Source organism: Sphingobacterium sp. UBA7625 (assembly GCF_002484085.1).
Classification (GTDB): domain Bacteria; phylum Bacteroidota; class Bacteroidia; order Sphingobacteriales; family Sphingobacteriaceae; genus Sphingobacterium; species Sphingobacterium athyrii.
The window spans coordinates 49,993-63,686 of sequence record NZ_DLJD01000058.1 but is presented as its reverse complement, the minus strand read 5'-3'; the positions used below and the strand labels follow the sequence as shown (position 1 = coordinate 63,686).

The 13,694-nt window shown below is 41.3% G+C and carries 7 protein-coding genes; 4 read left to right on the top strand and 3 right to left on the bottom strand.

The window, feature by feature from the left end; translation table 11 throughout:
- Positions 1-185 precede the first annotated feature (185 nt).
- The 3 genes from B4G94_RS24130 (at position 186) to B4G94_RS24120 (ending at position 4,697) form a co-directional block, all read left to right on the top strand.
- A complete protein-coding gene (locus B4G94_RS24130; protein WP_286862568.1) occupies positions 186-1,634 on the top strand; it encodes an arylsulfatase in 1,449 nt (482 codons plus the stop codon).
- A 538-nt stretch (positions 1,635-2,172) separates the two neighbouring features.
- A complete protein-coding gene (locus B4G94_RS24125; RefSeq protein WP_286862567.1) occupies positions 2,173-4,380 on the top strand; it encodes a hypothetical protein in 2,208 nt (735 codons plus the stop codon).
- A complete protein-coding gene (locus B4G94_RS24120) occupies positions 4,314-4,697 on the top strand; it encodes a RagB/SusD family nutrient uptake outer membrane protein (protein ID WP_286862565.1) in 384 nt (127 codons plus the stop codon). The genes B4G94_RS24125 and B4G94_RS24120 overlap by 67 nt, the downstream gene beginning before the upstream one ends.
- A gap of 14 nt (positions 4,698-4,711) precedes the next feature.
- Here the strand turns inward: B4G94_RS24120 and B4G94_RS28165 are convergent, their stop codons facing one another.
- Positions 4,712-4,894, bottom strand: coding sequence for a DUF5367 family protein (locus B4G94_RS28165; RefSeq protein WP_376786663.1), 183 nt, complete (start codon positions 4,892-4,894; stop codon positions 4,712-4,714).
- Positions 4,895-5,006: 112 nt separating this feature from the next.
- The gene (locus B4G94_RS24115; RefSeq protein WP_286862563.1) at positions 5,007-6,116 is read right to left on the bottom strand and encodes a nucleoside hydrolase-like domain-containing protein; all 1,110 of its coding nucleotides are present in this window, start codon (positions 6,114-6,116) and stop codon (positions 5,007-5,009) included.
- 911 nt (positions 6,117-7,027) lie between these two features.
- On the opposite strand from B4G94_RS24115, the gene B4G94_RS24110 reads away from it, so the two are divergent.
- Positions 7,028-9,385 carry an ABC transporter permease gene (locus B4G94_RS24110; RefSeq protein WP_286862561.1) on the top strand — a complete coding sequence of 786 codons (2,358 nt, stop codon included), beginning with the start codon at positions 7,028-7,030 and terminating at the stop codon, positions 9,383-9,385.
- A gap of 114 nt (positions 9,386-9,499) precedes the next feature.
- Here the strand turns inward: B4G94_RS24110 and B4G94_RS24105 are convergent, their stop codons facing one another.
- A complete protein-coding gene (locus B4G94_RS24105; RefSeq protein ID WP_286862559.1) occupies positions 9,500-13,504 on the bottom strand; it encodes a hybrid sensor histidine kinase/response regulator transcription factor in 4,005 nt (1,334 codons plus the stop codon).
- Between the last annotated feature and the right edge of the window lie 190 nt (positions 13,505-13,694).

Sequence of the window (13,694 nt, the reverse complement as noted above, 5' to 3'; positions counted from 1 at the left end):
TACTTCCTATAAGCTGGAGTAGGTATATATATTGACGGTTATAAGATATTGGCCACCGCAGAGAAGAGCAAGCTTCCAAGAGAACTATTGGTCAAGGTCAATTGGTACAGAATAAAAATTTAAAACAGAACGAGGTTTGGTAAATAATATCCTAACCTTCATATTTTAGCACTCATTTAGAACACATGAAAGCACTAACATTTATTGCACTGAAGAAAGCGTTCCTAGCTATATTATTGGTAACAACAACAAGTAGTATTTTTGCACAAAATGGAAGTAAAAGACCGAATATTGTCTTTATTATGGCCGATGATCTTGGCTACGGCGATCTCGGGGCCTATGGGCAGGTTAGGATTGAAACCAAACATATAGATTCATTGGCCAGCTCAGGTATGAAGTTTGACAACTTTTATGCAGGCACTTCCGTCTGTGCGCCATCACGTTCGTCTTTGATGACCGGTCAACATACAGGGCACACCTACGTCAGGGGCAATAAAGAGATTGAACCAGAGGGTCAAGAGCCATTGGCCGATTCAGTGCAGACCATCGCCATGTTACTACAAAAGGCCGGTTATACCACTGGAGCCTTTGGTAAATGGGGATTGGGCATGGTAGGTACCTCTGCTGCACCTGACCAGAAAGGATTTGATGAATTTTATGGATACAATTGTCAACGTCAATCCCATCGTTATTATCCTACTCATCTTTGGCACAATACAAAGCGCATAGAGCTTGATGGCAATGGGTTGATGGCACAGGGTGAATATGCCCCGGCATTGATTCAGGAGAGAACCCTCGCTTTTATCGATGCCAACAAAGATAAACCTTTCTTTCTTTATGTGCCCACGGTACTACCGCATGCCGAACTCGCAGGGCCTGAGGATGAGTACTATAAGCAATACGCTCAAAAGTTTGATGAAAAGCCTTACCGAGGAAACGATTATGGTCCCAAAGCAACAGTCCCGGGGTACAACAGTGTCGAAAAGCCCCATGCGATGTATGCCAGTATGGTAAGTCGGATGGACGCATATGTAGGACAAATTGTTGAACGATTACGTCGAAATAACCTGCTTGATAATACAATTATTATATTCACTAGTGATAATGGGGCACATAAAGAGGGCGGAGCAGATCCAAAGTTTTTCAATAGCTCGGGTGGATTGCGGGGGACGAAGCGGGATCTTTATGAGGGTGGGATAAAGACGCCGTTTATTGCTTATTGGCCAGGTAAAATTGCCAAAGGAAAAACGTCAAATTATTTAGGTGCTTTTTGGGATATTATGCCAACGTTGGCTGATCTAGCAAAAACAGACCATCCAAGGTATACGGATGGAATTTCTTTTGTGCCGACATTGTTGGGTAATAGTAAAAAGCAAAAGCAGCATGACTATCTCTATTGGGAGTTCCATGAGGATGGAGGACGTCAGGCCGTCCGTAAAGGTGATTGGAAACTTATTTTGCAGAAAGTTATGAGCGGTTCACCAACAATGGAATTGTACAATCTCAAGAAAGATCCAAAAGAGCAGCATAATATTGCTATCGACAATCCAAAAAAGGTAATGGAATTACGTAGTCTGATCGAAAAAGCTCATGTTGAAAGCTCTATTTTCCCTTTGATCACTAAGCTTCAATAAATTCAAACAGTTTCAGACCTAAATGCCTGGGAATAATTTCGGGTGTTAACCGTTGTATTCTGTAAGGAGTACCAGCTTAGGGCCAGTAAATTTTTTAGATTACGCAATCGATTGTTATAAAATTACACTTTTCGTTTATTTTTTTTATCCCTAATTTTAGGGTACAACCAGTTATTATAAGTTATAAAACTTACGCGATTTATGAGATCATCCTTGTAGAGGATATGTTGAAAAAATGCTTTAGTTAATATAATTTATAAATGTATTTTTTTTAGCCGATGAGATTAGCCATTTTTTGGTTAAAAACCTAATTTGCAATATTTACCACAGTTGAAACGATAAAGATTATCCAATGAAAGGAAATATATTTAATGTTCTGCTATGTTTATGTTTCTTATTAATGAGATTGGACAATTGTTATGCTCAATCCAGTAATATTTACCTCCATACAGATCGAGATTATTATTTACCTGGGGATACTGTTTGGTTTAAAGGATATTTCCTAAAAGAAGGCGCTATAGCTAGGGACCTACATAATATGTATATCAAGTTAATTAACGATGAAGGCAATGAAATGTGGCGCTCTGTGGCCCTGATTAACGATGGTGTAACAGCAAGTTATTTTCGGATACCTCCAGAATATAGTGGTTCGGAGATCTTTATCAATGCCAACACGCTTTTAGATTCCTGTCCCGATGGTCGACCATATTTTAAAAAAATTGGGATATTGCACTTGTCACAATCTGGATTTCATAGTTCTGATATTATAACGCAGTCTATATTGCATAACTCAGCTGTATTTAATATATCCATCTATGCCGAAGGAGGATGTCTATTATCTAATTTGGAAAATAAGCTAATTATCCGAAGCTCAGATAGCTGGGGATATCCTTCAATGGCCAAAGGTAAATTGGTAGATGATAAGGGAAGCTTGTTAAGTAATTTTGAAACAGATTCGGCTGGATTAGCATCAATTGAATGTACTTTTAGCGGAGAACGACGATATACTCTTCACTGGACAGATGCTGGTGGGGCAAATCACCAAAATGAAATCCAACGGAGCATAATGGGAACAAAAGTTAGACTAATAGAACAGGGTTCTCAGATACTTGTTCAGCTCCAGACCAATCTGGCTTCGCAGACTATCCGAGTAGTAGCAGGCCTAGGAAAGAGGCATTTGTTTGATCAGGCGCTTACGCTCATAAAGAATAAGAAAGTCAATATACCCTTAAAGAAAACGGATCTGGAATACGGTATTTTAAGAGCGCATGTTTTAAACGACCAACAGCAAGTGATATCCCGGAATAGTTTACTTGTTGGGGGAAAAGAGATTCAGATTAGTCCTATTGTCACCATCAGCAGTACATTTAAAGAAAAGTCTGAAGGCCGAGTTCGTGTAACATTGCCCGGTGGCGAAAGAATTGCCAAACTTTCGGTTGCGGTAATTGATGCGCAAATTGAGGTGGATTCATCAAATAATATTCTTAGCGATATTTATTTCCAGCCATTAAGTCCACAACAGATGTTATATCCACAGGTTTTATGGAAACATACTAAAGATAAAAATCTCTTTGTACAGAGTCAAGACTGGGATTATAGTTATTGCCCAACCTCAGGGTTGGCTATTTCGGACTCGTTATTAACGATCCGTGGTCAGATCAAGTTGAAGGATAGATCTTGGAGAAAGTTCTATGCAGATTATGAAGAAGAGGTCAAGAAAGGCAGGAAACGTAACCTTCCAGCTAGAGGGATTTCATTTGGTTATCAGGATCCTGACGCAAACCGAATGCAATACAGTGAATTGAAATTTGATAGGGATGGAAAGTTTGAGGTTCCAGGCCTGATTGTATTTGATTCTTTACTAACCAAAGTGATGCAAGTTTATCGTAAGTTAAAGTTTACACCCTTTACCGTTCAGTATCAATTTGCGAATCAGCGTAATTTTTGCTACCCAGCCCTAATTTCTCTAGGCAATACGGAAAGAAGGATAAAGGAGGTTAATAATAGGAGAGGGATACGCTCAGATTATTTTAACATAGACGCTCTAGGCAACCGTGTTTTGCAAGTAGTTGAGGTCTCGCGGACCAAAAGGCAGCGCGAGATAGACCGGCTGCAAAAGAGGTTCAAATCGATGGAACCTCTCACAGTGCACGAGCCGGATCTTATTTTATTGCCTTTAATGGACAGTGTCGTTATTAAGCAAAGTCAGTCATTGAAAGAATATATTAATAGAAATATTATGGCTAAAGATGTCAGTATCATTTTAAATGGTAAAGCTGTCAATTCTTTTCGCGGTAATAATAAGGATAAGCTATCTCAGTTGGATCATGAGCTTGAATTGTCTTTTTTGGAAGAAGATGTTTCTAACTATCCTTGTATGAAATTCTATCGTACATATAATTCTGCTGAAAGTGGGGCTGGTAAAAATGTGCTTGTTATTTTCAGCTATAGCCCAGCGGAGATAAATCGTGATCTAGGAGCTGCAGAATACTTAGATACTATTGCTGGATATATGCCCATTGAAAAATATAGCAATAAAATATATCCTTCTAGTGCATCGCAGTTATCGTCAGGACTTGATACACGTTTGACACTTTATTGGGATCCATTTTTCGATTTTACACAGAATGAAAATGTTAAAGAATTTGTTTTTTATAATAGTAGTCTTAGTAGAAGTGTGTGGCTGACCATACAAGGTCTAACAGAAACAGGGAAAGTTGTTTATTATCGCAAAATGTTAAAATAGATAGGAGCGCAAGTTGCCAGGCCTTTTTACGGTATGTATTTTCCGGGGACGGGGAGTATGACCTAGATCGGGATAGCAAATTAGATCTGGTTATTTATGAAGGCACTGCACCAGTCAAAAAGCCCGGTGTCCAATATCAGAAATTAGGTGAGCTCGTTTTAGAAAAAGGAAAGAGCGGGGACCGTATTGTCAATTTGCCGGATATCCTTAAAAAATGGACAGAGGAAAAAGATTACTACTATCCAATTCCGAGACAAGAACTTCAGTTAAATCCCAAGCTCGAACAGCATAAAGGTTGGGACAAATCAGGAACTTAAAAGCAAAAGAAAAACTATAAAAATACGATTGTTATTGTCATCATCATAGCGGTGAGTTTTGTTGCAGCTTGGCTTGACGGCATGTTGGTGTAGATCTGTTCAAAAAATTGAATAACGAACGTATCAAGAACCATTTCTGGTAATACCAATAGCACGCCAGCGACTAATGCTTGTTGTTCGTTGGCTGCTTTGCTTATTTTTTAACTTTTTAAAAGTTGTTTCCGCCTCTAGAATATCTTTTAGTTCGACTACAAGTAATTCATGTAAATACTCGTTCAGCGATAGAGGTTGATCTCCTGTTCAAGAGGCCTACTGCAACCATTTCCATCTCTCTGCCCAGTCTCTCAGGACATCACAACGCCATTTCAGGACAGTTTTACCGCCCTGCCATTTTTCGTCGTACAAATCAGGGGCTTGCTTATCTGTGTAATAATTGGAACCTAATAAATAATCCGTATCATTTTTCTTTCCTGGCCAAATATTGCTGACGAAAAACTGTCCGGAGTGACCTTTTAAATCTTGGATATCGGATCTTATCTCATAGTTTATAGTTTCAGTTTGTTTAGGGATATAACGTACTGCATAATTACCATCTCCAATATAGAAGCCATCCCAGCTTTGCTCTCCGATTTTTGCTTTTACAACCATTTTGAAGCATGGCTTGTCTTTGTTAATGTCGGTTTTGGACCCTTTAAACCTTAATTCTACAATTGAGAAAACTGCGACTGTATCATTAATCGTTAGATTTCTTTCAAATACTTCACGAGGACTTCGTGTGAATTTTTCATAGCTGCCACCCCAGCTTTCTTTCTGCGGATTATTGGGATCTCCATCCATCATGTAAAGGAGAGATGGAGTATCACCCATTTTTACATTTCCATTATAACGATTTGCACGAAAGTCTTTGCCCAAAAAACCTGCCTCTTTAATAAAATTATTATAATAATTTTTGTTAGAAATATCGTTTTCAGTATTCTTCGAGAAGAATCCATTATAAGAGGAATTACTTTCAATAAACCAAAGATCTGGAAAATTAGCTACGATATAGGCATAACTATTTGCGCTCCATTTTTTATTAGGACCGCCGATCCAAAATACTTTAATATTTTTCTGAATTTCGGGTGCATCGTGCAAGGCTTGAGCCAGATCATCCAAGCCACCCCAAACTAGTACCCATAGTGGATCTTTACTTTTCTTTTTTGCTCTTTTTATAATCCAGTTGGAACCTTCGGTGGAAGATAAATAACCCTTAAAGGCCGTAGCGCCCTTTGCCCCTTGTTTTGTGATTGATCTCAGCAATTGTGGAGTAGCCAAGTTTTTCTGATGCTTGATTAATTTAGGGAAGTCTTTCTCATAGAGATTGATCATTCGTAATATCTCCTCTTTACTTCCCTCTCCGTATGAGGGTGAGGAGACCAAGCCTTAAAGATTAAATCTATCGCTATACATAAATAGATGAATGATGGACTGATTGTCATCTGGATCTGTGCCACCAATGTCTGTACTAATAAGAACAGGGGGCTTTATGGGAGTAGGTTTCTGCCCTAACGTGATCCCAGACAAGGTCAGCAGCATCACAATTAAAAAGATATGAGGCTTCATTGTACAATAATTTAGTTTTATGCAATCGGTTGCTTTGATCAAATATATCATTTTTATTTTATCTTGCCATAACTTAATACCTAATTATTAAAATTGAGTTCGTCAGTAAAATTTATTACTGAACATTTTCTGTCGTAATCATCTTTACGGATTACTTATATTATTCACAGACTATTTTTGCAAATGGGGGCTATGCCACACGATAATCGGTGGTACAGATGCAAATGATTTCGTTATTTACCTCTGCGTTTATTTTTGAGACAGATTAAATGGTTATAGCCCGTATTTCCGTATACTGTTTCCTTGTTTCTAACGTCCTACGGTCGCTTTTAAGCCGATGGCATTTGTCTGCTCAACCCAATTTTTAAATACTGATTTTATAACCGGTAAGTCTTGCCTGACTTTTATTCATGGCGAATTCGCCATAAATAGAAAGTGGGGTATAAATGCTTTTCCAAATACCTAGGTATTCAACTGTATTTCTATTTCGAAGCGAACCAGAAATGAAAAAGTCTCCGTCTTTCCAATTATGTGTTTTTCATACTTACTTTTACACGAGCTGAAAAAGGAACGCTATAGGTTTCTGTTCAGTTTTGAACAAAAAAATGTTCGAAATTGAACAATTCTATTTAACTTTAAAATTTTTATTGTATTGATATTAAACTGTTTATAGGATTGGCAGACGAATTGAAACATCATAATTAGTACTAGAATTTCAATTTCACCTTATGTTGACCAACTACATAAAAATTGCCTTCCGTAATCTTCAGAAGAATAAGGGCTTTACCGCGATAAATATTATAGGATTGGCCATTGGAATGGCTTCATCTTTTCTCATTATGCTTTGGGCATACAATCAAATAAGTTATGATCGTATTTATAAAAAAACGGATCAGCTTTACGTTGTTGGGAATAAAGGCATATTAGATGGCATTACAAGAGTCTATTTTTCTACTCCTAAGCCTTTTGGTCCTGCAGCTTCGGGGGCATTTCCAGAGATTGCTAGTATTTCACGACTAGAATTTAGCAAGAATTTTTTGATGACTGTCGGTGACAAGAAATTGAAGCCGGGGAATGGTGCATTTGTTGATCAGTCGTTTATTGAGATGTTTGAGCTTCCTCTTTTATCAGGAGATAAAACAACTATATTAAAAAGTCCTTCTGAAATTGTGCTTACCGAAAAACTAGCAAAATCAATATTTGGATCCACCGATGTTGTAGGTAAAATGATTAGAATTGATAGTACAGAGATGCTTTCAGTTTCAGGAGTTTTAAAGGATATTCCATCTAATTCAAGATTTAGAAATCATAATTATTTTCTGTCATGGAAATTTCTTGAAAAAATAGGCTGGTCAGACCAGAATTGGGGAAACAATTCGACACAAACCTTTATCGAACTTAACGAAGGTGTAAATTTTATAGACTTTCAAAACAAAATAAAGGGGTTTTACCAGCAACACGGAGATACTAAAAATGAGGTTTATCTGCAAGCAATTTCCCAAAGCTGGTTATATAATAAATTTGAAAATGGAATTGCAATCGGAGGGAGGGTTGATCTAGTCATTATTTTTTTATCTATAGCAGGCATTATCCTACTAATTGCATGTATTAATTTCATGAATCTGAGTACTGCTCAGAGTGAGAAAAGAGCAAAAGAAGTAGGGGTAAGGAAGGTAGTGGGAGCGACTAAAAGCAGTTTGATAACCCAATTTTTAGTTGAGGCTTTAATCATGTCTTTTATTGCAAGTTTTATAGCAGTAATCCTACTTCTAATAATACTTCCATATTTTAATGACTTGATTGGCACTCAACTGAGTTTTAATTTAAAATCCCCTTATTTATGGATTTCTATTTTTTTATTCTCATTATTCACTGGGGTACTCGCTGGTAGTTACCCAGCATTTTTTCTTTCTTCTTTTAAACCTACTCGGATTTTAAAGGGAGGTTTACAAAAAATTGCTGGAGGGATGAATGCTCGAAAAATATTAGTGGTTTTCCAATTTACTATGGCCATCGTTTTCATCCTGATTTCAATTATTGCAGCAAAACAAATCCAACACGGCCTACATCGAGAATCAGGATTTGACAAAGAAAAACTTATTTACATCAATGATGATGGAGATTTGAAAAAGAACTATTCCAAAATAAAAAAGGAGTTATTAGATCAAGGCATAGCTACATCTGTATCTCGGAGTAAAAGCCCAATTACTGAAAATTGGAGTGGAAATATAATGGAGTGGGAAGGCAAACCAATTGACAATACAACCCAATTTAATCGAATTTCTACGGATGAAGATTTCATAACAACCTTTGGTCTTACCTTAATTAATGGGCGGGATTTTGATCTTCAAAAATTCCCAACTGACTCCTCTGCGATGATACTTAATGAATCTGCGGCAAAAGAAATGAATTTTAAGGATCCCATTGGACAGATTGTTCACGACGAAGGCAGAGATTGGCATATCATCGGTGTCATTAAGGATTATATTCAAGAATCCCCATTTGGTTCAATAACACCTATGGTTATTGAAGGAGCATATGGTTGGTCAGCATTTACTAATATTAGGTTCCATCCTCAGCTACCTACGCAAGAGGCTTTGAAGAAAACAGAAGAAATATTTAAAAAATATAACCCTGATTACCCTTTTGAATTCAAATTTGTTGATGAAGCCTATGCGCAGAAATTTGAGGAGACGAAAACGTTAGGATTATTAGCAAATCTATTCACAGGATTAACAATATTTATTTCCTGTTTAGGATTATTTGGTTTATCGGCATATATGGCTGAAAATAGAACCAAAGAAATTGGAATCCGAAAGGTATTAGGAGCCTCTATATTATCTGTAACTAACCTATTGTCCAAAGAATTTATTTATTTAATTCTGATTTCTTGTGTTGTAGCCTTTCCAATTGCTTATTGGTTGATGGATAAATTTTTATCAAAGTTTGATTATAAGACAAACATAAGTTGGAATATATTTTTTCTTACAGGGTTAAGCGCAATTTTTATAGCCTTCCTATCAGTTAGTTATCAGTCCATAAAAGCGGCTTTGGCAAATCCAGTGAATAGCTTGAGGGATGAGTAAATAAGATACGAATTACATAGGTGTTTTCTGATAGCCAAATTAACGATGATCATTGTGCGAGAAATGCAGTTCAAATTATTTTTTACGCACCAAGGATGGCAATCCTATAACACTTCAACTTTTCCTGTAGCTGTGCCGCTGGATATAATCGGTCGGACTTAGTCCGTACATCTTCTTGAATAACGTGGTGAAATGCGTCTGATTAGTGAAGCCAAGTGCATAGGCCACCTGCGAAATATTCATCTTTTTCTCCAGCAGCAGTTTTTCAGCCTGCTGCAGCCTGATATTTCGGATAAACTCTCCTGTTGAAATGCCGGTCAGGGACTTTACCTTGCGGTGCAGCTGTACGCGGCTCAGCCCGACTTCGTCAGCCAGAAACTGCACATTGAACTCTGGATTTTCCAGATATTGGTTGACCGTTCTGAGGATACGTTCCATCAACTGTTCATCACTGGACTTGAAGCTGATCGTCTTTACCTTGCCATCCTGTTGCTGCGCCCCCGAAAATTTCCCTTTCACTTTCATGCGGTTTTTGATTAGGTTGCCGACCATCAGATGCAGTTCGTCAACCATAAAAGGCTTGGTCAGATAGGCATCTGCACCCAGGCCGATGCCTTCCATACGGTCTTCTGTAGTGGTGCGCGCTGTCAGCAGGATTACCGGTATATGGTTGGTGGTACTGTTGCTCTTAATTTTCTTGACCAGGGTATAGCCGTCCATGTCCGGCATGGCGACGTCAGAAATAATCAGGTCGGGCTGCTCGGCCAGGGCCAGTTGAAATCCCTCACTGCCATTTTGTGCAACCAGAACCTTATAGCCACAGGCCAGCTCCTGACGCAAAAACTGCAGGATGTCCCAGTCGTCATCGATCACCAGAACCTTATAACCTGTCTTCTGGTAGCCGTTTTTGGGCGGCTGCTGATCACTAACGACGGCTTTTTCAGGTTGTTGATCGATAGGCGTATGCAGTGGCTGAAAGGCGACCAAGTCTTCCTTGCGTAGGTGTCTATGGCCCATCGGAAGGCTGATCACAAAGCAGCAGCCACTGCTGTCCTTTCTATTTTCGGCATGTACCCTTCCACCATGTAGTTCGACCAGTACTTTGGTCAGGTGGAGGCCGATGCCGGATCCCTTACGCTGGGCGGCACCGTCCGCAGTGGACTGGTAATACCGCTTGAACACATGACGGATATCGTTCTCGGGTATACCGGTCCCCGTATCGCTGACGACAAGCTGGAAACTTTCGCCCCCGTTTTTCCCTGCTTGGACAGCCAGCGAAAGGCTGATCTTTCCGCCGTCAGGCGTAAACTTAAACGCATTGGACACGATATTGTGGATGATCTTTTCAAAGCTGCCCGCATCGATCCATAACGGGATCTCATCGGCTTCGCTGTGTACCAACAGCTCGATCTGATGGGCCAGCGCCTGATCCTCGAAGGCCCTGATGACCTGCTTCACATAGTTCACAGCATTGACAGGGGCAAACTTGAGGTTCAGGTGTCCGCTTTCGAGCTTGCGGATGTCGAGCAGCTGATTGACCAAACCGAGGATCCGCTGTGCATTGCGGTTCATATTCTGCAGCGTCGAACTCGTCTGGGGATCTGGAGCATGTCTGATCAGCTTGTCGATCGGACTCATCACAAGGGTCAGCGGAGAGCGGATTTCATGGGAGATATCCGTAAAGAGCTGCAACCTGAAAGCATGCAGGCGTTCGAGCCGCCGCTCGCGCAGGTATTTGTTGATCAGGAAGACGAGACCGGCAATCAGCAGGAAATACACAAAATAGGCCATACCGCTGAGGTACCAAGGCGGCAGGATATGCAGTAACACCGTACGGCTCGGCGAATAGGCGCCAAATTTACAGGCCCGTATTTCGAGCTCATGTTCCCCCGAAGACAGGTTGTTGTAGGTAATCAGATTGACTCCGGGCAGCGTGGCGTTCCAGCTTTTGTTGATGCCCTTGATGCGGTACTCGTAATGGACGTTTTCGGGGCTGTTGAAGTCCATAGTGGACAGTTCAAAGGTAAAACTGTCGTCGTTGTTGTGAAAAAAGAACGCATTGGCAGCCATCAGGTCGCCCTGATAGATGACGCTGCCGCTGGGAGACATACCCGGTTTGATCGGCTGATTTTTGACATAGAGGTTGGTAATCAGCACCGGGTAGGAGTAGGTCTGCAACTGAATCTCTTCGGGAAAAAAAGATGTGATGCCCTGTCTGCCGCCATAGTATATTTTTCCATCATTATCCTGAAAGAAAACGCTGCGGTTGTAGGACCGATCAACTAGCCCATCCCCCGTATAATAGCTTACGATTTTTCCCGACGTTGGATTCAGACAGTTGATTCCCTTGAAGGTGCTGCACCAGATATGGCCCCTGCGGTCCCAGCCCAGACCTGATATCACGTTGCTGGACAAGCCATTGTTGCTGGTATAACTACGGATCTTGCCGTTTTTTTTGTTAATTTGATAGAGCCCATTGTAGGTTCCCGCCCAGATATGGCCGGCTCGGTCCTCGAGGAGTGAGATCGTGATCTGCTCGGAGAGCCTATGGTCGGTAAATTGTCCGGAGAAGCTGTTACGGACAGGATCATAGCAGCTGATACCTTTATGGTGACCCAACCACACGAGGCCATCCTGATCGCACAGGACAGCCGAGATCCAGTCATTGGCCAGTGCACCTTTTGTCGAATTGGCGGTGTTCATGCTGAAAATTCGAGATACTCCGGTATGGCTGTCGTACTCGACAAATCCGGTACCGAAAGTAGCGATGTAGATTTTGTTGTTTCTGCCCAGGGCAAATGCTTTGACCTGTTTGTTGGAACAGATATTTAGATTATCAGTGTTACCGGTATGCGGATCAATGCGTCCTAAGCCTTTTTCGTACGAGCTGAACCAGATCGTGCCGTCTGCCCCAGTTTCGAGTTTGGTGACATCCTGAATGGTATTTATTTGTTGATGTGAGCTGCCTTGTGGATCAGTTTTGAATATGCCGCCGTGCTCCAGGGCATACCAGATGTTGCCGTCCCGATCCCGGGTGATCGCGGTGATGTTCTTTTGATCAGTTTTTTCACGGCTCAGAATGCGCCAGAATTCAAACTGCTTGCTCTGCCCCGGAATAAAGACCAGCCCCCGCTGAAACCAGCCGAGCCAGAGGTTGTTTTCGCGGTCCTGCAGAATCGTACGGATACGCCCCCGCCGGTAGTCGTTGTCCAGATTGGGCAGTTCGGCAGGTGCTGCGATCAACGGCGCCCGTCCTAGATCCAGATACCAGAGGCCGTCCTCCTCGGTACTGATCAGCAAATGGTTTTTTACGGTTTTGGAAAGCTGGATCCCTGTCACGGTAGACCGGAATTTTTCCTTGAAGTCCACGGCTTCAAAACTGTTTTTCACCGCATCATAACGGCATATTTTGGAGGGTGAGGCAAATACGAGCCTGCCGTCGGTCTGCTCGACGATGTCGTAATTGCCACCCTTGGGCTGTGGCAATAGGTCGGAAAAAAGTCGCTTGGCCTGTTTCTGGTCGGCCGAGATACGCGATACGCCCACGCGGTCCACCGCTACCCAGGTCGCGCGGTGCTGGTCTTCAAAGATGCTGCGGGCAAACATGCCACCTACCTGTGCATTGATTCTCGGCAGCGATACAGCCTGTCTGCGGCTGGCCTGGATATCGAAGATGCCCCAACCCGAAGTGGCCACCCAGATGTTTCCGTCTTTTTTATGGATGATATCCGTGATGTGTGGCGCGATCTGGTTGGGAAAACGGATGCGCACAAACTGATCGCTGTTTTCATCATAGTACTGCAAACCGTTGTTGCAACCTACCCACAGCCTTTTGTCATGGTCCAGATAAAGAATGATAATATTGTTGCTGGATATGGAGGTGCTGTCCTGCACGTCATGCAGATACTGCACAAAACGGGTGCCGTCAAATTTGTTGAGCCCATATTCGGTGCCGGTCCAGATGTAACCGTGCTTGTCCTGACTGATACTGCTGGTCAGGTTAGAAGAAAGTTCGCCAAAGCCATAGTCCCGATTGTCATAAATACGCGTGGCCTGTCCATGTGCATTGAGTACAAAAGCAAATAATAGGATGACTGTCGAAAAAAAATCCCTCCGCATTGGTTTTATTGGTTTAGGTGTTGAAGATACATATTATTGCGCAACCTTGAAAAGAAAAAAACGTTTGCGGCCCAGTAAACGCTGTTTTTGGCGCTGATGAAACAAATTGAAATAAATATGAAACATGACTGGGTGCTATTGCAACAAACGCCAAAGGGAATGTAACAGATACGAATGTCGCTACTGCCCG

Bases quoted from the DNA above. Each gene is read 5' to 3' on its own strand.
- B4G94_RS24110 (WP_286862561.1), top strand. From the start codon at position 7,028: ATGTTGACCAACTACATAAAAATTGCCTTCCGTAATCTTCAGAAGAAT.
- B4G94_RS24125 (WP_286862567.1), top strand. From the start codon at position 2,173: ATGTATATCAAGTTAATTAACGATGAAGGCAATGAAATGTGGCGCTCT.
- B4G94_RS24130 (WP_286862568.1), top strand. From the start codon at position 186: ATGAAAGCACTAACATTTATTGCACTGAAGAAAGCGTTCCTAGCTATA.
- B4G94_RS24105 (WP_286862559.1), bottom strand. From the start codon at position 13,504: ATGCGGAGGGATTTTTTTTCGACAGTCATCCTATTATTTGCTTTTGTA.